This is a genomic window from Rhizobium sp. CG4, assembly GCF_023701965.1.
GTDB lineage: Bacteria > Pseudomonadota > Alphaproteobacteria > Rhizobiales > Rhizobiaceae > Agrobacterium.
In genome coordinates this window covers 187639-208939 of sequence record NZ_JABAEG010000001.1, presented here as the reverse complement: position 1 = coordinate 208939, position 21301 = coordinate 187639, and the positions used below count along the sequence as shown (strand labels likewise).

The window sequence follows — 21301 nt, the reverse complement described above, 5'->3', positions numbered from 1 at the left end:
GCACCGCGCACTCTTCTTCTTATATAGGGCCCTTAACGGCACGTAAGCACGCTTATATCGCGCATTGAGGGTCGAACGGTATTTCTGTTTGACAATTAAGTCTTGCGCATTCGCTTACAAAGCCTTAAACGGCGACACCAAACCGGTTCGCCGGGGAAACTACTTCACGTTCACAGGAAGCAATTCACATGGCAAAGAGCAAGTTTGAGCGGAACAAGCCACACGTTAACATTGGCACGATCGGTCACGTTGACCACGGCAAGACATCGTTGACGGCCGCAATCACCAAGTACTTCGGCGAGTTCAAGGCGTATGACCAAATCGACGCTGCTCCTGAAGAAAAGGCTCGTGGTATCACCATTTCGACAGCCCACGTTGAGTATGAGACGCCTAACCGTCACTACGCACACGTTGACTGCCCCGGCCACGCCGACTACGTGAAGAACATGATCACCGGTGCTGCCCAGATGGACGGCGCGATCCTGGTTTGCTCGGCTGCTGACGGCCCAATGCCACAGACCCGCGAGCACATCCTGCTTGCTCGTCAGGTTGGCGTTCCTGCTCTGGTCGTGTTCCTCAACAAGGTTGACCAGGTCGACGACGAAGAACTGCTCGAGCTCGTAGAAATGGAAGTTCGTGAACTTCTTTCTTCCTACGACTTCCCAGGCGACGACGTTCCTGTTGTTAAGGGTTCGGCTCTTGCTGCTCTTAACGATTCTGACAAGAAGATCGGTGAAGACGCTATTCGTGAGCTGATGGCTCAGGTTGACGCCTACATCCCAACACCAGAGCGTCCAATCGACCAGCCGTTCCTGATGCCAATCGAAGACGTGTTCTCGATCTCTGGCCGTGGTACTGTTGTTACCGGTCGCGTTGAGCGCGGTATCGTCAAGGTTGGTGAAGAAGTTGAAATCGTCGGCATCAAGGCGACGTCTAAGACGACTGTTACCGGCGTTGAAATGTTCCGCAAGCTGCTCGATCAGGGCCAGGCTGGCGACAACATCGGTGCACTGGTTCGCGGTGTTACCCGTGACGGTGTTGAGCGTGGTCAGATCCTTTGCAAGCCAGGTTCTGTTAAGCCTCACAAGAAGTTCATGGCAGAAGCCTACATCCTGACAAAGGAAGAAGGCGGCCGTCATACACCGTTCTTCACGAACTACCGTCCTCAGTTCTACTTCCGTACAACTGACGTTACCGGTATCGTTTCGCTGCCAGAAGGCACGGAAATGGTTATGCCAGGCGACAACGTTACCGTTGAAGTCGAACTGATCGTTCCAATCGCGATGGAAGAAAAGCTGCGCTTCGCTATCCGCGAAGGCGGCCGTACCGTCGGCGCTGGTATCGTTGCCTCGATCATCGAATAATTCTTTCCCGTAAGGGATGGATTGAGAGCCCCGCTGGAAACAGCGGGGCTTTTCTGTTTTGGGCATAACAGGGGAGCCGCACGATGCAATTTGTCGAAATCAGCGCATTTGCACCAACGGAGCGTGATGCGGTAACGGCGCTTATCGTCAAGATCCAGCAAGACGAGTTTGGTATTGCGATCACGGCGCAAGACCAGCCTGATCTCAGTGATATCCCTGGCTTCTATCAGTCCGGTGCGGGCGGTTTCTGGGTGGCGAAGCTCGACGGCGACATCGTCGGTACGATTGCCCTCAAGGATATTGGTGAGGGGCAGGGCGCCCTGCGCAAGATGTTCGTGGCGGAGCAGGCGCGCGGCAGGGAATTGGGTGTTGCGGCGAAGCTGCTCGGTCACCTGCTTGAGGAGGCAAGGCGCAGCGGCATTACACAAATCTACCTCGGCACGACGGACAAGTTTCTGGCCGCGCATCGATTCTATGAAAAGAATGGCTTTGCCGAAGTGGAAAAAGAGACGCTGCCAAAGCGCTTCCCTGTGATGGCTGTTGATACAAAGTTCTATTGCATCTCCTTGAAATGATGTGTCTACCCGTGGTGACACGGGGTTTTGGGGTGCGAATCATTTGCTGGGAATGCTGAAGACTGTGATTCTGGCCGGGTTTCTGGTGGGGCCGGCCTTTGCGTCGCCAGTTGGTGCGCAAAGTTGCCCGGATCGACCAGCCTGCAAGGGCTGTGGTTGTAAAGGTGGTCCGGGTTATCGCGGGCCAGACGGCAGATGCGTTGGTTTCAAGGTGCTTCACAAGGTGTGCGGCAATCCACTGGGAACGCGGTGCACATTTGAAAATGCGCCGGGCACTGGAGAGAACCGGGAATGCGCCCTGAAATCGGAACGAAAAAATAAGGGCTAGAGAGTTTTCCCGTTACTCTTTGCAGGAAAAAGAAAAAACACCCTTGCCATTCGTTTCAGGGCGTCTTAAAGAGCCGCATACCGATTACGGAGATGGAAACATCCACGGTTGGTCGGAGTGAAGGGGTATAGCTCAGTTGGTAGAGCGGCGGTCTCCAAAACCGCAGGTCATCGGTTCAAGCCCGGTTGCCCCTGCCATTTTCCAGCAATGACAAGCGCGTTTAATTTGCGGCATGTTGGCTGGAAGGGCCGGATGGGATTTCCGGTGGAGTTCATTGAATGTCGATTTCCTCTTGTTAAATTGAGAATCGGCGTTTATGTAGGGTAAAACAGACACGCGGTGCGTGGGGCTGATTTATCGGCTTTACGTGCCGTAATTGCGTGGGCAGTCAATGGCATCCAAAACCAATCCATTTGCGTTTCTTCAGCAGGTTCGCTCGGAAGCGTCAAAAATTACCTGGCCATCGCGCCGCGAGACCATGATTTCGACGGCCATGGTGCTCGTCATGGTTATTGTGGCTGCGCTTTTCTTTTTCGCAGCTGACCAACTCATCGGCTGGTTGCTTCGCCTTGTGCTGAGCGTCGGTCAGTAACGGATTTCCGGAGATAAAGATGGTAGCGCGCTGGTATATCGTTCACGCATATTCAAATTTTGAAAAGAAGGTCGCTGAGTCGATCGAGGAGAAGGCTCGCCAGAAGGGGCTTGAGCATCTCTTTGAAAAGATTCTCGTTCCGACTGAAAAGGTTGTTGAGGTTCGTCGCGGTCGCAAGGTCGATAGCGAACGCAAGTTCTTCCCAGGTTACGTGATGGTTCGCGCAAACCTGACGGATGAAGCGTACCACCTCATCAAGAATACCCCGAAGGTTACGGGTTTCCTGGGTTCGGACAACAAGCCTGTTCCTATTCCTGATTCTGAAGCTGATCGTATTCTCGGTCAGGTTCAGGAGGGTGTAGAGCGTCCGAAGTCTTCGATCTCTTATGAGATTGGTGAGCAGGTTCGCGTCTCCGACGGTCCGTTCGCATCGTTTAACGGTGTTGTTCAAGATGTCGACGAAGAGCGTTCGCGCCTCAAGGTGGAAGTTTCGATTTTCGGCCGCGCTACGCCGGTCGAGCTGGAATACAGTCAGGTCGAGAAGGTCTGATTGGAAGAGCGAAAGCTCTAATCGCGTGGAAGACCTGCTGGCTCTAGCCGGGTCAGCATCGTACCACGCAACCGCAGCCGCCGGAGTTTCCGGCATATGAGCCGGGCAACCGGTTCGATTTGAAAGGCAGAGAGATATGGCTAAGAAAGTTGCAGGCCAGCTCAAGCTTCAGGTCAAGGCAGGATCGGCTAACCCGTCCCCGCCAATTGGTCCTGCGCTTGGTCAGCGTGGCATTAACATTATGGAATTCTGCAAGGCGTTCAACGCTGCTACGCAGGAAATGGAAAAGGGTATGCCGATTCCGGTCGTCATCACCTACTACCAGGACAAGTCCTTCACATTCGTGATGAAGCAGCCTCCTGTAACTTACTTCCTCAAGAAGGAAGCTAAGATTCAATCCGGTTCCAAGACACCGGGTAAGGGCGCAAAGGCTGGTTCCATCACCAAGGCTCAGGTCAAGACGATCGCAGAAGCCAAGATGAAGGATCTCAATGCTGCCGATATCGAAGGCGCAATGGCAATGGTTGAGGGCTCTGCCCGCGCCATGGGCCTGGAAGTGGTAGGTTGATCATGGCAAAGCTTGCAAAGCGCGTACAGAAGACACGCGAAGGCGTTGATGCTAACAAGCTCTACGTCCTCACCGACGCCATCTCGATGGTTAAGGAACGGGCTGTAGCCAAGTTCGACGAGACCGTTGAAGTTGCGATGAACCTCGGCGTTGACCCACGTCACGCTGACCAGATGGTTCGTGGCGTTGTCAACTTGCCCAACGGCACAGGCCGTGACGTTCGCGTTGCTGTTTTTGCTCGTGGTGCCAAGGCTGATGAAGCCAAGGCTGCTGGCGCTGACATCGTTGGTGCAGAAGACCTGCTCGAAATCGTTCAGGGCGGCAAGATCGACTTCGATCGTTGCATTGCCACTCCGGACATGATGCCGCTGGTCGGTCGCCTCGGTAAGGTTCTCGGCCCACGTGGCATGATGCCTAACCCGAAGGTTGGTACGGTTACGATGGATGTTGCTGGTGCCGTTAAGGCTTCCAAGGGCGGCGCTGTCGAGTTCCGTGTTGAGAAGGCTGGTATCGTCCATGCTGGTATCGGCAAGGCTTCCTTCGACGCCAAGGCTCTTGAAGAAAACATCAAGGCATTTGCTGACGCGGTCATCAAGGCCAAGCCTGCTGGTGCAAAGGGTAACTACGTCAAGCGCGTAGCGATCTCCTCGACCATGGGTCCTGGCGTTCGCATCGACCCATCGTCGGTTACTGCATAATTTCGACAATCCCCGCATGGGGTTGTTACACAAGAATTTCCGGCCTCACCGGCCGGAAGTTTCCGGAGAAATCCGGAATTCCTGTCCGAGATTGTAGGTGGCCTTTTTCCTTTTCAGGAATTTGGCCTTAATCACGTTAACCTACATGAGACGGGTACGAGCCCGATTTTCGCATCCCTGTGGTGCTTAATAATCTGGTTTGAACCTGGTGTGCCTTGTGCCTTCAGCCTTCGGGTGAGAGAGCAGGGGGACAGGATCCTCGAGCGTCACTCGGGACTTTGATTTATCAAGGTTTCTTGGGGCAAAGGCAAACCCGATGGGGCCTGCATGATTGCGGTCCTGTCAACTGGAGACAGACAGTGGAAAGAGCGGAAAAACGCGAATTCGTCACGGAGCTGAACGAAGTCTTTAAGGCTTCCGGTTCGGTTGTCGTGGCCCACTATGCTGGCGTCACCGTTGCGCAGATGAACGACTTCCGTTCAAAAATGCGTGCTGCGGGCGGCACAGTTAAAGTCGCGAAGAACCGTCTGGCCAAGATCGCTCTTCAGGGTACGGAGTCAGAAGAGATCACTGGTCTTTTCAAAGGACAGACGCTGATTGCATACAGCACTGATCCAATGATCGCTCCGAAAGTCGTCATGGACTTCGCAAAGACTAACGACAAGCTCGTTATTCTCGGCGGCGCCATGGGTGCAACCGCGCTCAACGCGGACGCAGTAAAGTCGCTTGCGACCCTGCCTTCGCTGGACGAGCTGCGCGCAAAGCTGCTGGGCCTTCTCAATGCCCCGGCAACTCGCGTCGCTACGGTTGTTGCAGCACCGGCAAGCCAGCTTGCCCGCGTGTTCTCGGCTTACTCAAAGAAGGACGAAGCCGCTTAAGGCGGTTTTTCGCTGTAAATATTCAAACCGGTTCAAACCGAATTAAAGGAACTAAAAAATGGCTGATCTCGCAAAGATCGTTGACGACCTCTCCGCATTGACCGTTCTGGAAGCTGCAGAACTGTCTAAGCTTCTCGAAGAAAAGTGGGGCGTTTCCGCTGCTGCTCCTGTAGCAGTTGCTGCTGCTGGCGGCGGTGCTGCTGCTGCTGCTCCTGAAGAAGAAAAGACAGAATTCGACGTTATCCTGGTTGACGCTGGCGCCAACAAGATCAACGTCATCAAGGAAGTCCGCGCTATCACAGGTCTCGGCCTGAAGGAAGCTAAGGACCTCGTTGAAGGTGCTCCTAAGGCTGTTAAGGAAGCTGTTTCCAAGGCAGAAGCTGCTGACCTCAAGAAGAAACTTGAGGATGCTGGCGCCAAGGTTGACGTTAAGTAATATCGGTACTACTTACGGGAGATGGCAAAAGCCGTCTCCCGTTTGCTGTTCCGCTGAAACCAATTACCCAAAAGCCGCGTGAAAATGGCTTTTGGGTAATGGGTTCTTCAAGAGAATAGTTTCGAACCGCGCTGTACAGGCAATCCGGCCTTACCGTTCGGGACGTGAAACGAGATTGATTATACCCATTAATTGACGGGATCGACTGGCCAGCGAACCCCGTCCGTTGCAGGCCCGGATGCAATTATTAAAGGAGCGACGATGGCTCAGACCCTTTCGTTTAACGGTCGCAGGCGCGTACGCAAGTTTTTCGGCAAAATTCCAGAAGTAGCGGAAATGCCAAACCTCATTGAGGTTCAGAAGGCTTCGTATGACCAATTTCTCATGGTTGACGAGCCTAAGGGCGGTCGTCCCGACGAGGGATTGAATGCTGTTTTCAAGTCTGTATTCCCAATCACAGACTTCTCAGGCGCATCCATGCTTGAATTCGTATCCTACGAATTCGAACAGCCAAAATTCGACACTGAAGAGTGCCGTCAGCGCGACCTGACCTACGCAGCGCCACTGAAAGTGACGCTGCGCCTCATCGTGTTTGATATTGACGAGGATACAGGCGCGAAGTCCATCAAGGACATCAAGGAACAGTCGGTTTACATGGGCGACATGCCGCTCATGACCAACAACGGTACGTTTATCGTGAACGGTACCGAGCGCGTTATCGTGTCTCAGATGCACCGTTCGCCGGGCGTATTCTTCGATCACGACAAGGGCAAGAGCCACTCTTCCGGCAAGCTGTTGTTCGCTGCTCGCGTTATTCCTTACCGCGGTTCCTGGCTCGACATCGAATTCGATGCCAAGGATGTCGTTTACGCGCGTATCGACCGTCGCCGCAAGCTGCCTGTTACCTCGCTGCTGATGGCGCTCGGTATGGACGGCGAAGAAATTCTGTCGACGTTCTACACAAGCTCTGATTACAAGCGTGCAGGCGATGGCTGGCGTATTCCGTTCCAGCCTGAAGTGCTGAAGAACGCCAAGGTCATCACCGAAATGGTTGATGCCGACACCGGCGAAGTTGTTGTTGAAGCCGGCAAGAAGCTGACCCCGCGTCTGCTGCGTCAGCTGTCCGAGAAGGGCCTCAAGGCTCTCAAGGCAACCGACGAAGACCTGTACGGTAACTTCCTGGCCGAAGACATCGTTAACTACGCAACGGGTGAAATCTACCTCGAAGCTGGTGATGAAATCGACGAGAAGACCCTCGGCGTTATTCTGAACGCTGGCCTGGAAGAAATCGCGGTTCTCAACATCGACCACGTCAATGTTGGCGCCTACATCCGCAACACGCTTTCTGCCGACAAGAACGAGAACCGTCAGGACGCTCTGTTCGATATCTACCGCGTCATGCGTCCGGGCGAGCCGCCGACCATGGATTCGGCTGAAGCGATGTTCAACTCGCTGTTCTTCGATGCTGAGCGTTACGATCTTTCCGCAGTTGGCCGCGTGAAGATGAACATGCGTCTCGACCTCGATGCAGAAGACACCGTGCGTACACTGCGCAAGGAAGACATCCTGGCCGTGGTCAAGATGCTGGTCGAACTGCGTGACGGCAAGGGCGAAATCGACGACATCGACAACCTCGGCAACCGCCGTGTTCGTTCGGTCGGTGAGTTGATGGAGAACCAGTACCGTCTGGGTCTGCTGCGCATGGAACGTGCGATCAAGGAACGTATGTCCTCGATCGAAATCGACACCGTGATGCCGCAGGATCTCATCAACGCAAAGCCAGCCGCTGCTGCCGTTCGCGAGTTCTTCGGTTCTTCGCAGCTGTCGAAGTTCATGGACCAGGTGAACCCGCTTTCGGAAATCACCCACAAGCGCCGCCTTTCGGCTCTTGGACCTGGTGGTCTGACCCGCGAGCGCGCAGGCTTTGAAGTCCGTGACGTTCACCCGACCCACTACGGTCGTATTTGCCCGATTGAAACGCCGGAAGGCCCGAACATCGGTCTGATCAACTCGCTGGCCACCTTTGCCCGCGTCAACAAGTACGGCTTCATCGAAAGCCCGTACCGCAAGATCGTTGACGGCAAGGTGACAACAGACGTGATCTACCTCTCCGCTATGGAAGAGGCCAAGTATTACGTTGCACAGGCTAACTCGTCGCTTGAAACTGATGGTTCGTTCTCGGAAGAGTTCGTTGTTTGCCGTCACTCGGGCGAAGTTATGCTGGCGCCACGCGACAACATCAACCTGATGGACGTTTCGCCGAAGCAGCTCGTTTCGGTCGCTGCGGCTCTCATCCCGTTCCTGGAAAACGACGACGCCAACCGCGCTCTGATGGGCTCGAACATGCAGCGTCAGGCCGTTCCGCTCGTCCGTGCCGAGGCTCCGTTCGTCGGAACCGGTATGGAGCCGATCGTTGCCCGTGACTCCGGCGCTGCTATCGCAGCTCGTCGTGGCGGTGTAGTCGATCAGGTCGACGCGACCCGTATCGTTATCCGTGCAACGGAAGATCTCGATGCTGGTAAGTCCGGCGTTGACATCTATCGTCTGCAGAAGTTCCAGCGTTCGAACCAGAACACCTGCATCAACCAGCGTCCGCTGGTGACTGTCGGTGACGTTCTGAACAAGGGTGACATCATTGCTGACGGTCCATCGACCGATCTCGGTGACCTGGCACTTGGCCGCAACGCGCTCGTCGCGTTCATGCCTTGGAACGGCTACAACTACGAAGACTCCATCCTGATGTCCGAACGCATCGTTTCCGACGACGTGTTCACCTCCATCCACATCGAAGAATTCGAAGTGATGGCCCGCGACACCAAGCTTGGTCCTGAAGAAATCACGCGCGATATTCCGAACGTTTCGGAAGAAGCCCTGAAGAACCTCGACGAAGCCGGTATCGTATACATCGGTGCGGAAGTTCAGCCTGGCGATATCCTGGTTGGCAAGATCACGCCGAAGGGTGAAAGCCCGATGACGCCGGAAGAAAAGCTTCTGCGCGCCATCTTCGGTGAAAAGGCATCTGACGTTCGCGACACCTCCATGCGCATGCCTCCTGGCACATTTGGTACGGTCGTTGAAGTCCGCGTGTTCAACCGTCACGGCGTTGAAAAAGACGAACGTGCAATGGCTATCGAACGCGAAGAAATCGAACGTCTGGCCAAGGACCGTGACGACGAACAGGCTATCCTGGACCGTAACGTCTATGGCCGTCTGATCGACATGTTGCGTGGTCAGGTTTCGATCGCTGGACCGAAGGGCTTCAAGAAGGGCACCGAGCTTTCAAACCTCGTTGTTTCTGAATACCCGCGTTCGCAGTGGTGGATGTTTGCCGTTGAGGACGAGAAGGCCCAGGCCGAACTCGAAGCTCTGCGTGGCCAGTACGACGAATCCAAGTCGCGCCTTGAACAGCGCTTCATGGACAAGGTCGAAAAGGTTCAGCGTGGCGACGAAATGCCTCCAGGCGTCATGAAGATGGTCAAGGTGTTCGTTGCTGTTAAGCGCAAGATCCAGCCAGGCGACAAGATGGCCGGCCGTCACGGTAACAAGGGCGTTGTCTCGCGTATCGTGCCTGTTGAAGATATGCCGTTCCTGGAAGACGGTACGCATGTCGACATCTGCTTGAACCCGCTGGGCGTGCCATCGCGCATGAACGTCGGCCAGATTCTCGAAACGCACCTTGCATGGGCTTGCGCCGGTATGGGCAAGAAAATCGGCGAGATGCTGGATGAGTATCACAAGACGCTTGATATCACTGACCTGAAGCGCGAGCTGACGGAAGTGTATGCTTCTGATGCCAAGGATGAAGTCGCTTACTTCGACGACGAGTCCCTGCTCAGACTTGCCGAGCAGTCCAAGAAGGGCGTTTCGATTGCGACGCCGGTCTTCGACGGTGCGCATGAGCCTGACGTTGCTGAGATGCTGACCAGAGCTGGTCTGCACGACTCTGGCCAGTCGGTTCTCTATGATGGCCGTACAGGTGAGACGTTCGACCGTAAGGTGACCGTCGGCTACATGTACATGATCAAGCTGAACCACCTTGTCGACGACAAGATCCACGCTCGCTCGATCGGTCCATACTCGCTCGTCACCCAGCAGCCGCTCGGTGGTAAGGCGCAGTTCGGCGGACAGCGCTTCGGGGAAATGGAAGTCTGGGCACTGGAAGCTTACGGCGCAGCATACACCTTGCAGGAAATGCTCACCGTCAAGTCGGACGACGTGGCCGGCCGTACCAAGGTTTACGAAGCGATCGTCCGCGGCGACGACACCTTCGAAGCCGGTATTCCTGAGAGCTTCAACGTTCTCGTCAAGGAAATGCGGTCGCTCGGTCTTTCCGTTGAGCTGGAGAACTCCAAGCTCGAGGCCCAGGAAAGCTCCGAACTGCCTGACGCGGCGGAATAAAGATGACCAAGGCAGGCGCCGAAAGCGGCGCCTGCCGGTTTCTTCCAAAAGGGCATTGCCCTTAGGCGGATAGTTTCGCCGCATTTCGCGGTTAATCGTGTTTTAGGCACTGACCAGTTATCCCGGGAACGACTGGTCCAGATGCAAACAGAGGCGACAACAAGCCTCTCAAGGAGACAAGGCATGAACCAAGAGGTCATGAATCTGTTCAATCCTCAGGTGCCAGCGCAGCATTTCGATTCCATCCGGATTTCGATTGCGTCGCCTGAGAAGATCCTCTCCTGGTCCTATGGCGAAATCAAAAAGCCAGAGACCATCAACTATCGTACCTTCAAGCCGGAACGCGACGGTCTTTTCTGCGCGCGTATTTTCGGACCGATCAAGGACTACGAATGCTTGTGCGGCAAGTACAAGCGTATGAAGTACAAGGGCATCATCTGCGAAAAGTGCGGCGTCGAAGTTACGCTGTCGCGCGTTCGCCGTGAGCGCATGGGCCATATCGAACTGGCAGCACCTGTTGCCCACATCTGGTTCCTGAAGTCGCTTCCTTCGCGTATCTCGACATTGCTCGACATGACGCTGAAAGATGTTGAGCGCGTTCTGTACTTCGAAAACTACATCGTGACCGAGCCAGGCCTGACTTCTCTGAAGCAGAACCAGCTTCTGTCCGAAGAAGAGTACATGATTGCCGTCGACGAGTTCGGCGAAGATCAGTTCACCGCCATGATCGGCGCTGAAGCCATCTATGAAATGCTGGCTTCGATGAACCTTGAGAAGATCGCTGGCGATCTGCGCGTTGAGCTTGCCGAAACCACTTCGGACCTCAAGCAGAAGAAGCTGATGAAGCGTCTCAAGATCGTTGAGAACTTCATGGAGTCAGGCAATCGTCCCGAGTGGATGATCATGAAGGTTGTTCCAGTTATTCCTCCGGACCTGCGTCCGCTGGTTCCGCTGGATGGTGGCCGTTTTGCGACCTCCGACCTGAACGATCTGTATCGCCGCGTTATCAACCGTAACAACCGTCTGAAGCGCCTGATCGAGCTTCGTGCGCCGGGTATCATTATCCGTAACGAAAAGCGCATGTTGCAGGAATCTGTCGATGCGTTGTTCGACAACGGTCGTCGCGGTCGCGTCATCACCGGTGCCAACAAGCGTCCGCTGAAGTCGCTGTCCGACATGCTCAAGGGCAAGCAGGGCCGCTTCCGTCAGAACCTTCTCGGTAAGCGCGTCGACTATTCCGGTCGTTCGGTTATCGTGACCGGTCCTGAACTGAAGCTGCACCAGTGCGGCCTGCCGAAGAAGATGGCGCTCGAGCTGTTCAAGCCGTTCATCTACGCCCGTCTCGACGCAAAGGGTTACTCCTCGACCGTCAAGCAGGCCAAGAAGCTGGTTGAAAAGGAAAAGCCAGAAGTTTGGGATATCCTCGACGAGGTTATCCGCGAGCATCCGGTTCTCCTGAACCGCGCACCGACGCTGCACCGTCTGGGTATCCAGGCCTTCGAACCAATGCTGGTTGAAGGCAAGGCCATTCAGCTGCACCCGCTCGTCTGCACGGCCTTCAACGCCGACTTCGACGGTGACCAGATGGCTGTTCACGTTCCGCTTTCTCTGGAAGCGCAGCTTGAAGCCCGCGTTCTCATGATGTCGACCAACAACATTCTGCATCCGGCAAACGGTCACCCGATTATCGTTCCTTCGCAGGACATGGTTCTCGGCCTGTACTACCTGTCGATCATGAACCAGAACGAGCCTGGCGAAGGCATGGCCTTCTCCGACATCGGCGAACTGCATCACGCCCTTGAAAACAAGGTTGTGACGCTGCACTCGAAAATTCGCGGTCGCTTCAAGACCGTTGATGCCGATGGCAAGCCGGTTTCGAAGATCCATGAAACAACGCCTGGCCGTATGTTGATTGGTGAATTGCTGCCGAAGAATGTCAACGTGCCATTCGACACCTGCAACCAGGAAATGACCAAGAAGAACATCTCCAAGATGATCGACACGGTCTACCGTCATTGCGGTCAGAAGGACACGGTCATTTTCTGCGACCGCATCATGCAGCTCGGCTTCTCCCATGCTTGCCGCGCCGGCATTTCGTTCGGCAAGGACGACATGGTTATCCCGGACACCAAGGTGAAAATCGTTGGTGAAACGGAAGCCTTGGTGAAGGAATACGAACAGCAGTACAATGATGGTCTCATCACCCAGGGCGAAAAGTACAACAAGGTTGTTGACGCTTGGGGCAAGGCTACCGAAAAGGTCGCCGAAGAGATGATGGCTCGCATTAAGGCTGTGGAGTTCGATCCGGAAACCGGTCGCCAGAAGCCAATGAACTCGATCTATATGATGTCGCACTCCGGCGCCCGTGGGTCGCCAAGCCAGATGCGTCAGCTCGGTGGTATGCGCGGTCTGATGGCCAAGCCTTCGGGCGAAATCATCGAAACGCCGATCATTTCGAACTTTAAGGAAGGCCTGACCGTGAACGAGTACTTCAACTCGACACACGGTGCCCGTAAGGGTCTTGCAGATACGGCCTTGAAGACGGCTAACTCCGGTTACCTGACACGTCGTCTCGTTGACGTCGCGCAGGACTGCATCGTCAACTCCAACGATTGCGGCACCGACAAGGGCCTGACAATGACTGCCATCGTCGATGCCGGTCAGATTGTTGCCTCGCTCGGCGCACGTATTCTTGGTCGTACGGCTCTCGACGACATCGACAACCCGGTCACTGGCGAGAACATCGTCAAGGCTGGCAAGCTGATCGACGAAGCTGAAGTGGCAATCATCGAAAAGGCTGGCATCCAGTCCGTTCGTATCCGTTCGGCTCTGACCTGCGAAATCCAGGTAGGCGTTTGCGGCGTTTGCTACGGTCGTGACCTTGCACGCGGTACTCCGGTTAACATGGGCGAAGCAGTGGGCGTTATCGCTGCTCAGTCCATCGGTGAGCCGGGCACCCAGCTGACCATGCGTACGTTCCACCTTGGTGGTACTGCGAACGTGGTTGACCAGTCGTTCCTTGAAGCATCGTACGAAGGTACGATCCAGATCAAGAACCGCAATATGCTGCGCAACTCTGAAGGCGTCCTCATCGCGATGGGCCGTAACATGGCCATCACCATTCTCGATGAGCGTGGCGTTGAGCGTTCTTCGCAGCGCGTTGCATACGGTTCGAAGATTTTCGTGGATGACGGTGACAAGGTTAAGCGCGGTCAGCGTTTCGCCGAGTGGGACCCATACACACGCCCAATGATGACGGAAGTCGAAGGTACTGTTCAGTTCGAAGACCTGGTCGATGGTCTCTCGGTTCTGGAAGCAACCGACGAATCCACCGGTATCACCAAGCGTCAGGTTATTGACTGGCGTTCGACACCTCGCGGTTCGGACCTCAAGCCTGCCATCGTTATCAAGGATGCTTCCGGCAACATTGCCAAGCTTTCTCGTGGTGGTGAAGCCCGCTTCCTGCTGTCGGTTGACGCAATTCTGTCCGTAGAACCGGGCACGAAGGTTTCCCAGGGTGATGTGCTTGCACGTTCGCCAATGGAAAGCGCCAAGACCAAGGACATCACGGGTGGTCTGCCACGCGTTGCTGAACTGTTCGAAGCCCGTCGTCCAAAGGACCACGCTATCATCGCCGAAATCGATGGTACGATCCGTCTGGGCCGCGACTACAAGAACAAGCGTCGCGTCATCATCGAGCCTGCTGAAGATGGTGTAGAGCCAGTCGAATATCTGATCCCGAAGGGCAAGCCCTTCCACCTTCAGGAAGGCGACTACATCGAAAAGGGTGACTACATCCTCGACGGTAACCCAGCTCCGCACGACATTCTGGCGATCAAGGGTGTAGAGGCTCTGGCTTCCTACCTCGTGAACGAAATCCAGGAAGTCTATCGTCTGCAGGGCGTTGTCATCAACGACAAGCACATCGAAGTGATCGTTCGCCAGATGCTGCAGAAGGTTGAAATCACGGATGCTGGTGACAGCCAGTACATCGTGGGTGACAATGTCGACCGCATCGAAATGGACGACATGAATGATCGTCTGATCGAGGAAGGCAAGAAGCCTGCCTACGGCGAACCAGTTCTTCTGGGTATCACCAAGGCATCGCTGCAGACGCCGTCCTTCATCTCGGCTGCTTCGTTCCAGGAAACCACAAAGGTTCTCACGGAAGCTGCAATCGCCGGCAAGATGGACACGCTTCAGGGTCTGAAGGAAAACGTTATCGTCGGTCGCCTTATCCCGGCCGGTACGGGCGGTACCATGACCCAGATCCGCCGCATCGCGACGACACGCGACGAGCTGATCATCGAAGAGCGCAAGAAGTCCACTGGTTCGGACTCCGCAACGCAGATGTTGCGCGACATGACCAAGGACGAAACGGTTCCTGCCGGCGAGTAATTCGCTCCGGTGTCGTGCATCATTTCGGTGCACGATACCTGCTTCGGATCGATGGTCTAATGGGTGCCAATTTGCCGCACCCTCCAGAATTGATAAACCTAAACGCCCGAAGCAATTCGGGCGTTTTTGTGTTTGGTGGCCTCTTGCCGTTGATCCATCGCAAAGGACCAGTTTTTATTTATTCTAATTTTAATCCGTTCACAGGACGCAGATCTTCCCAACCAGGAGCCCGCAAGGGCAGGGGATTTGCTTCCCAACTGAAGGGCCGGCCCTGTTGCTTAAAACCAGGAAGGCAGGGTCGGCGAACGGAGGCTGTTATGAGGAAATTTCTATACACATTGGCTGCCGGAGTTTTGGCAACCACGGCCGTTTATGCGGCGGACCCGGTTCCGGCCGAGTTGCGGCAAAGCGCACTTGAGATATTCAGGCCGCTGCCCTCAACCATTCCAGCGGTCAAGGACAACCCGATCACGGCCGAGAAGATAGCGCTCGGCAAGGCACTGTTCTTTGATCCGCGCATGTCGGCTTCGGGGGTGTTTTCATGCAACTCATGCCACAATGTCGGAACCGGCGGTGACGATAATCTCGAGACGTCGATCGGCCACGGGTGGCAGAAGGGACCGCGCAATTCACCGACCGTGTTCAACGCGGTGTTCAACGTTGCCCAGTTCTGGGATGGCCGTGCGGATGACCTGAAGGCGCAGGCGAAAGGCCCGGTGCAGGCCGGTGTGGAGATGGCCAACACGCCAGTGAAGGTGGTCGCGACGCTCAATTCGATGCCGCAATATGTCGCGTGGTTCAAGGCGGCATTCCCCGGTGAGGACGACCCGGTTACCTTCGATAATTTCGCCAAGGCGATTGAAGCCTTTGAAGCCACGCTGATCACGCCGGCACCCTTCGATGCCTATCTGAATGGGGATGAGAACGCACTGACGCTGGAGGCAAGACAGGGCCTGCAGCTGTTCATGGACAAGGGCTGTGCCTCGTGCCACAGCGGCATCAATGTCGGCGGGGAAGGGTACTATCCATTCGGTCTGGTGGAGAAGCCAGGTGGCGATGTTTTGCCTGAAAATGACAAAGGTCGCTTTGCGGTGACAAACACGGCTGACGACTCATATGTGTTCCGTGCTGCACCACTTCGCAATGTGGCGCTGACCGCGCCTTACTTCCATTCGGGCAAGGTCTGGGACCTGAAGCAGGCGGTGGCGGTGATGGGCACTGCGCAGCTGGGCGAGGAGCTGAATGATCAGGATGTCGATCTGATCGTGGCGTTTCTGGGATCGCTGACCGGCAAGGCTCCCGACATCATCTATCCGATCTTGCCGGCTGAAACGGCCACTACACCGAAGCCAACGGCCAATATCAACAACTGATACGATCTGTTTACTGTTTAAAAAAGAAAACCGCCTGGTGACAGGCGGTTTGTCTGTTTTGGCTATAAGGGTTATGCGAAGCGGATAATGGCGACTTCGCCTTCCAGCGCACCCTGATAGGCCGAGGCATGCGGCTCTTCGTCGGGGATCTCCGTCAGCATGCCGATCTGGTCGAGGTCGGCCTCGAGGAAACCTTCCTCCGAAAGTGCATTCAGCGTGTCGCGGACGGCTGTGTCATCATCGGGTGCACGTAGGATCACGTGGATGTCGATGCCTTCGTCGCCATCCCGTTCATAAGCCTTGCCTATGACGATGAATACCATGGGGTCAACCGATCCGTTGTCGTTATCATTATGGGGGAGGGTCATGGTGTTCTCCTTGCTCCTGAAGGCCGTTTTTTTGCTGTGTGCTGACGAACAGCCACGGTGATGGTGTCACAAAGCGTCGCTTGAAGAATCAATAGACGGCTTTGGTATAAAGCCCAATACGGAATACGTGTTTTGGCCGATATATTGATGAAACAGATTAACAGCAGCGGTAAATATGCTAAACGAAAGCCCGAGAAGGCCGGTGCTGCGGGACAAAATGTGGATTCACCCTTGACGAAGTAGGGGTAAAACAGTAGTACGCCGCCCATCGGAACCTGTATGAGGTTTGGCCGTTCGGAATGACTCGTTCCGGATATCTGCTCAAACTGGGTCCAACGCACGTTGAAGACACGAATGCTGCACGCACGACGTAGCGATACGTCCTCTGCCTTTGTGGTCCATCCGATCATTCGGATTGGGCCACGTTTTGCGCATGAAGTATAGCGTGTGCCACCGCCGGAAACGGCATAACGTCGGCCCGAGAGGGCGATAGATACTAAGGGATGGTTGTATGCCTACCGTAAACCAGCTTATCCGCAAGCCACGCCAGGCACAGGTAAAGCGTAATAAGGTTCCTGCTCTGCAGGAAAACCCACAGAAGCGCGGCGTTTGCACACGCGTTTACACGACGACCCCTAAAAAGCCTAACTCGGCTCTTCGTAAGGTTGCCAAGATCCGTCTGACGAATGGCTTCGAAGTCATCGGCTACATTCCTGGTGAAGGCCACAACCTTCAGGAACACTCTGTAGTCATGATCCGCGGCGGCCGCGTAAAGGACTTGCCAGGTGTTCGTTACCACATCATCCGCGGCGTTCTCGATACGCAGGGTGTAAAGAACCGTAAGCAGCGCCGCTCCAAGTATGGTGCGAAGCGTCCGAAGTAATTCGGCAATTAACAAATTCGGCGCTGCGCGAGGTTCTCCGCGTGGTTGAGCGTCAATAACATTTGAGAGACAAACAGTATGTCCCGTCGCCATAGTGCAGAAAAGCGTGAGATCAACCCGGATCCAAAGTTCGGCGATCTGATCGTCACCAAGTTCATGAATGCTATCATGCTTCATGGCAAGAAGTCCGTTGCTGAAAGCATCGTTTACGGCGCATTCGACGCCGTTCAGGGCAAGACGAAGCAGGAGCCGCTCGGCGTGTTCCATTCGGCCCTCGATAACGTTGCTCCGCACGTTGAAGTTCGTTCTCGCCGCGTTGGTGGTGCGACATACCAGGTTCCTGTTGATGTTCGTCCTGAGCGTCGTCAGGCCCTCGCAATCCGCTGGCTGATCGCTGCTGCTCGTAAGCGCAACGAAACAACCATGGTCGATCGCCTGTCCGGCGAACTCATGGATGCTGCGAACAACCGCGGTTCGGCTGTCAAGAAGCGTGAAGACACGCACAAGATGGCTGACGCTAACCGCGCATTCTCGCATTACCGTTGGTAATCTAACCGATCCGAAAGGCAGTCCGTTATGGCTCGCGAATATAAAATCGAAGACTACCGCAATTTCGGTATCATGGCGCACATCGACGCCGGCAAGACGACCACAACCGAGCGTATTCTTTACTACACCGGTAAGTCGCACAAGATCGGCGAAGTTCATGATGGCGCTGCCACGATGGACTGGATGGAACAGGAGCAGGAGCGTGGTATCACCATCACTTCTGCTGCTACCACGACCTTCTGGAAGGGTCGCGATGGCAAGATGCGTCGTTTCAACATCATCGACACCCCCGGCCACGTTGACTTCACGATTGAAGTTGAGCGTTCGCTGCGTGTACTCGACGGTGCTATTGCTCTGCTCGACGCCAACGCTGGTGTAGAGCCGCAGACTGAAACCGTATGGCGTCAGGCTGAGAAGTACAACGTTCCGCGTATGATCTTCTGCAACAAGATGGACAAGACCGGTGCTGACTTCTACCGCTCGGTAGAAATGATCAAGACCCGTCTCGGCGCGACAGCTGTTGTCATGCAGTTGCCAATCGGTGCAGAAACCGAATTCAAGGGCGTGATCGATCTCATCGAAATGAACGCTCTCGTATGGCGCGACGAATCGCTCGGCGCACAGTGGGACGTTGTTGAGATCCCAGAAGATATGAAGGCTAAGGCTGAAGAATATCGCGAGAAGCTGATCGAGACTGTTGTCGAGATCGACGAAGAAGCAATGGAAGCTTACCTCGAAGGTAACTACCCAGACAACGACAAGATTCGTGCTCTCGTTCGTCGCGGCACCATCGACGTGAAGTTCCACCCAATGTTCTGCGGTACTGCGTTCAAGAACAAGGGCGTTCAGCCGCTTCTCGACGCTGTTGTTGAATACCTGCCTTCTCCGCTGGACATTCCTGCGATCAAGGGCATCGACTTCAAGACCGAAGCTGAAATCGAGCGTCACGCTGATGATTCCGAGCCGCTTTCCATGCTCGCGTTCAAGATCATGAACGACCCATTCGTTGGTTCGCTCACCTTCGCACGTATCTACTCGGGCAAGCTCGAAAAGGGCACATCTGTAATCAACACGGTCAAGGACAAGCGTGAGCGCGTCGGCCGTATGCTTCAGATGCACTCCAACAGCCGTGAAGACATCGAAGAAGCCTTTGCTGGCGACATCGTTGCTCTGGCTGGCCTCAAGGAAACCACAACGGGCGACACGCTTTGCGATCCGTTGAAGCCGGTTATCCTTGAGCGCATGGAATTCCCTGAGCCGGTTATCCAGATCGCGATCGAACCGAAGACCAAGGGCGACCAGGAAAAGATGGGCCTCGCGCTCAACCGCCTGGCTGCTGAAGATCCTTCGTTCCGCGTCAAGACTGACGAAGAATCCGGTCAGACAATCATCGCTGGCATGGGCGAACTTCACCTCGACATTCTCGTTGACCGTATGCGTCGCGAGTTCAAGGTTGAAGCGACCGTTGGTGCTCCGCAGGTTGCTTACCGTGAAACGATCACGAAGCTGCACGAAGAAGATTACACACACAAGAAGCAGTCCGGTGGTACCGGTCAGTTCGCTCGTGTGAAGATCATCTTCGAACCGAACCCAGAAGGCGAAGACTTCAAGTTCGAGTCCAAGATCGTTGGTGGTGCTGTTCCTAAGGAATACATCCCAGGCGTTCAGAAGGGTATCGAAAGCGTTCTGTCTTCCGGTCCTCTGGCTGGCTTCCCGATGCTGGGTGTCAAGGCAACTCTCATCGATGGTGCATACCACGATGTTGACTCGTCTGTTCTGGCGTTCGAAATCGCATCGCGTGCTTGCTTCCGTGAAGCAGCAAAGAAGGCTGGTGCACAGCTTCTCGAGCCGATGATGAAGGTCGAAGTTGTTACCCCAGAAGATTACGTCGGTGACGTTATCGGCGATCTGAACTCGCGTCGCGGTCAGATCCAGGGTCAGGAATCGCGTGGCATCACGATCGTGATCAGCGCGCATGTTCCTCTTGCGAACATGTTCAAGTACGTCGACAACCTTCGCTCCATGTCGCAGGGTCGCGCACAGTACTCGATGACGTTCGATCACTATTCGCCTGTTCCAAGCAACGTAGCTGCTGAAATCCAGGCAAAGTATTCCGGTCAGAAGTGACCGGAATACCCACACAAAAATTTTAAGGTTTATTCCCTTTCAGGGATAAGAATGGAGAGCCAATAATGGCAAAGAGCAAGTTTGAGCGCAATAAGCCTCACGTTAACATCGGCACGATCGGTCACGTTGACCACGGCAAGACATCGTTGACGGCCGCAATCACCAAGTACTTCGGCGAGTTCAAGGCGTATGACCAAATCGACGCTGCTCCTGAAGAAAAGGCTCGTGGTATCACCATTTCGACAGCCCACGTTGAGTATGAGACGCCTAACCGTCACTACGCACACGTTGACTGCCCCGGCCACGCCGACTACGTGAAGAACATGATCACCGGTGCTGCCCAGATGGACGGCGCGATCCTGGTTTGCTCGGCTGCTGACGGCCCAATGCCACAGACCCGCGAGCACATCCTGCTTGCTCGTCAGGTTGGCGTTCCTGCTCTGGTCGTGTTCCTCAACAAGGTTGACCAGGTCGACGACGAAGAACTGCTCGAGCTCGTAGAAATGGAAGTTCGTGAACTTCTTTCTTCCTACGACTTCCCAGGCGACGACGTTCCTGTTGTTAAGGGTTCGGCTCTTGCTGCTCTTAACGATTCTGACAAGAAGATCGGTGAAGACGCTATTCGTGAGCTGATGGCTCAGGTTGACGCCTACATCCCAACACCAGAGCGTCCAATCGACCAGCCGTTCCTGATGCCAATCGAAGACGTGTTCTCGATCTCTGGCCGTGGTACTGTTGTTACCGGTCGCGTTGAGCGCGGTATCGTCAAGGTTGGTGAAGAAGTTGAAATCGTCGGCATCAAGGCGACGTCTAAGACGACTGTTACCGGCGTTGAAATGTTCCGCAAGCTGCTCGATCAGGGCCAGGCTGGCGACAACATCGGTGCACTGGTTCGCGGTGTTACCCGTGACGGTGTTGAGCGTGGTCAGATCCTTTGCAAGCCAGGTTCTGTTAAGCCTCACAAGAAGTTCATGGCAGAAGCCTACATCCTGACGAAGGAAGAAGGCGGCCGTCATACACCGTTCTTCACGAACTACCGCCCTCAGTTCTACTTCCGTACAACTGACGTTACTGGTATCGTTTCGCTGCCAGAAGGCACGGAAATGGTTATGCCAGGCGACAACGTTACCGTTGAAGTCGAACTGATCGTTCCAATCGCGATGGAAGAAAAGCTGCGCTTCGCTATCCGCGAAGGCGGCCGTACCGTCGGCGCTGG

General features: G+C 55.0%; 16 protein-coding genes and 1 tRNA gene. 16 read left to right on the top strand and 1 reads right to left on the bottom strand.

All coding sequences use genetic code 11. The features are described 5' to 3' along the window. Window positions 1-188 precede the first annotated feature (188 nt). The 12 genes from tuf (HGO37_RS01080) to HGO37_RS01025 all read left to right on the top strand — a co-directional run bounded on the left by tuf (HGO37_RS01080) (window position 189) and on the right by HGO37_RS01025 (window position 16158). Window positions 189-1364 carry an elongation factor Tu gene (gene tuf, locus HGO37_RS01080; RefSeq protein ID WP_192488619.1) on the top strand — a complete coding sequence of 392 codons (1176 nt, stop codon included), beginning with the start codon at window positions 189-191 and terminating at the stop codon, window positions 1362-1364. An 83-nt stretch (window positions 1365-1447) separates the two neighbouring features. Next, entirely contained in the window at window positions 1448-1939 is a 492-nt protein-coding gene (locus tag HGO37_RS01075; RefSeq protein WP_250981782.1) for a GNAT family N-acetyltransferase, read from the top strand. A 449-nt stretch (window positions 1940-2388) separates the two neighbouring features. Continuing rightward, window positions 2389-2464 (top strand) — tRNA-Trp (locus tag HGO37_RS01070). Window positions 2465-2658: 194 nt separating this feature from the next. Further along, a complete protein-coding gene (gene secE, locus HGO37_RS01065; protein ID WP_192488620.1) occupies window positions 2659-2859 on the top strand; it encodes a preprotein translocase subunit SecE in 201 nt (66 codons plus the stop codon). Between the two features lie 19 nt (window positions 2860-2878). Then, window positions 2879-3409 carry a transcription termination/antitermination protein NusG gene (nusG, locus tag HGO37_RS01060; RefSeq protein ID WP_250981781.1) on the top strand — a complete coding sequence of 177 codons (531 nt, stop codon included), beginning with the start codon at window positions 2879-2881 and terminating at the stop codon, window positions 3407-3409. Between the two features lie 136 nt (window positions 3410-3545). Continuing rightward, window positions 3546-3977, top strand: coding sequence for a 50S ribosomal protein L11 (rplK, locus tag HGO37_RS01055; RefSeq protein WP_138790887.1), 432 nt, complete (start codon window positions 3546-3548; stop codon window positions 3975-3977). Window positions 3978-3979: 2 nt separating this feature from the next. Then, window positions 3980-4675, top strand: coding sequence for a 50S ribosomal protein L1 (gene rplA / locus HGO37_RS01050; RefSeq protein ID WP_192488622.1), 696 nt, complete (start codon window positions 3980-3982; stop codon window positions 4673-4675). A 359-nt stretch (window positions 4676-5034) separates the two neighbouring features. Continuing rightward, window positions 5035-5553, top strand: coding sequence for a 50S ribosomal protein L10 (gene rplJ / locus HGO37_RS01045; protein WP_250981780.1), 519 nt, complete (start codon window positions 5035-5037; stop codon window positions 5551-5553). Window positions 5554-5611: 58 nt separating this feature from the next. Beyond that, window positions 5612-5989, top strand: coding sequence for a 50S ribosomal protein L7/L12 (gene rplL, locus HGO37_RS01040; protein ID WP_192488624.1), 378 nt, complete (start codon window positions 5612-5614; stop codon window positions 5987-5989). Between the two features lie 261 nt (window positions 5990-6250). Continuing rightward, the gene (gene rpoB / locus HGO37_RS01035) at window positions 6251-10387 is read left to right on the top strand and encodes a DNA-directed RNA polymerase subunit beta (protein WP_250981779.1); all 4137 of its coding nucleotides are present in this window, start codon (window positions 6251-6253) and stop codon (window positions 10385-10387) included. A gap of 183 nt (window positions 10388-10570) precedes the next feature. Further along, window positions 10571-14785: a DNA-directed RNA polymerase subunit beta' gene (rpoC, locus tag HGO37_RS01030; RefSeq protein ID WP_192488626.1), complete on the top strand. Its 4215-nt coding sequence runs from the start codon at window positions 10571-10573 to the stop codon at window positions 14783-14785. A 317-nt stretch (window positions 14786-15102) separates the two neighbouring features. Beyond that, the gene (locus tag HGO37_RS01025; protein ID WP_250981778.1) at window positions 15103-16158 is read left to right on the top strand and encodes a cytochrome-c peroxidase; all 1056 of its coding nucleotides are present in this window, start codon (window positions 15103-15105) and stop codon (window positions 16156-16158) included. Between the two features lie 71 nt (window positions 16159-16229). Here the strand turns inward: HGO37_RS01025 and HGO37_RS01020 are convergent, their stop codons facing one another. Beyond that, window positions 16230-16526 (bottom strand): transcriptional regulator, encoded by a 297-nt coding sequence (locus tag HGO37_RS01020; RefSeq protein ID WP_192488628.1) that lies wholly within the window; start codon window positions 16524-16526, stop codon window positions 16230-16232. A 511-nt stretch (window positions 16527-17037) separates the two neighbouring features. On the opposite strand from HGO37_RS01020, the gene rpsL reads away from it, so the two are divergent. From rpsL to tuf (HGO37_RS01000), 4 genes are all read left to right on the top strand, one after another. Then, a complete protein-coding gene (gene rpsL / locus HGO37_RS01015; protein WP_003507760.1) occupies window positions 17038-17409 on the top strand; it encodes a 30S ribosomal protein S12 in 372 nt (123 codons plus the stop codon). 78 nt (window positions 17410-17487) lie between these two features. Further along, window positions 17488-17958 (top strand): 30S ribosomal protein S7, encoded by a 471-nt coding sequence (rpsG, locus tag HGO37_RS01010; RefSeq protein ID WP_192488629.1) that lies wholly within the window; start codon window positions 17488-17490, stop codon window positions 17956-17958. 27 nt (window positions 17959-17985) lie between these two features. After that, complete coding sequence (fusA, locus tag HGO37_RS01005; protein WP_192488630.1) at window positions 17986-20085, top strand: elongation factor G; 2100 nt, start codon at window positions 17986-17988, stop codon at window positions 20083-20085. 65 nt (window positions 20086-20150) lie between these two features. Continuing rightward, on the top strand, window positions 20151-21301 hold a 1151-nt coding region (gene tuf / locus HGO37_RS01000), incomplete at its 3' end, for an elongation factor Tu (protein WP_250981777.1).

Bases quoted from the DNA above. Each gene is read 5' to 3' on its own strand.
- tuf (WP_192488619.1), top strand. From the start codon at position 189: ATGGCAAAGAGCAAGTTTGAGCGGAACAAGCCACACGTTAACATTGGC.
- HGO37_RS01075 (WP_250981782.1), top strand. From the start codon at position 1,448: ATGCAATTTGTCGAAATCAGCGCATTTGCACCAACGGAGCGTGATGCG.
- secE (WP_192488620.1), top strand. From the start codon at position 2,659: ATGGCATCCAAAACCAATCCATTTGCGTTTCTTCAGCAGGTTCGCTCG.
- nusG (WP_250981781.1), top strand. From the start codon at position 2,879: ATGGTAGCGCGCTGGTATATCGTTCACGCATATTCAAATTTTGAAAAG.
- rplK (WP_138790887.1), top strand. From the start codon at position 3,546: ATGGCTAAGAAAGTTGCAGGCCAGCTCAAGCTTCAGGTCAAGGCAGGA.
- rplA (WP_192488622.1), top strand. From the start codon at position 3,980: ATGGCAAAGCTTGCAAAGCGCGTACAGAAGACACGCGAAGGCGTTGAT.
- rplL (WP_192488624.1), top strand. From the start codon at position 5,612: ATGGCTGATCTCGCAAAGATCGTTGACGACCTCTCCGCATTGACCGTT.
- rpoB (WP_250981779.1), top strand. From the start codon at position 6,251: ATGGCTCAGACCCTTTCGTTTAACGGTCGCAGGCGCGTACGCAAGTTT.
- rpoC (WP_192488626.1), top strand. From the start codon at position 10,571: ATGAACCAAGAGGTCATGAATCTGTTCAATCCTCAGGTGCCAGCGCAG.
- HGO37_RS01025 (WP_250981778.1), top strand. From the start codon at position 15,103: ATGAGGAAATTTCTATACACATTGGCTGCCGGAGTTTTGGCAACCACG.
- HGO37_RS01020 (WP_192488628.1), bottom strand. From the start codon at position 16,526: ATGACCCTCCCCCATAATGATAACGACAACGGATCGGTTGACCCCATG.
- rpsL (WP_003507760.1), top strand. From the start codon at position 17,038: ATGCCTACCGTAAACCAGCTTATCCGCAAGCCACGCCAGGCACAGGTA.
- rpsG (WP_192488629.1), top strand. From the start codon at position 17,488: ATGTCCCGTCGCCATAGTGCAGAAAAGCGTGAGATCAACCCGGATCCA.
- fusA (WP_192488630.1), top strand. From the start codon at position 17,986: ATGGCTCGCGAATATAAAATCGAAGACTACCGCAATTTCGGTATCATG.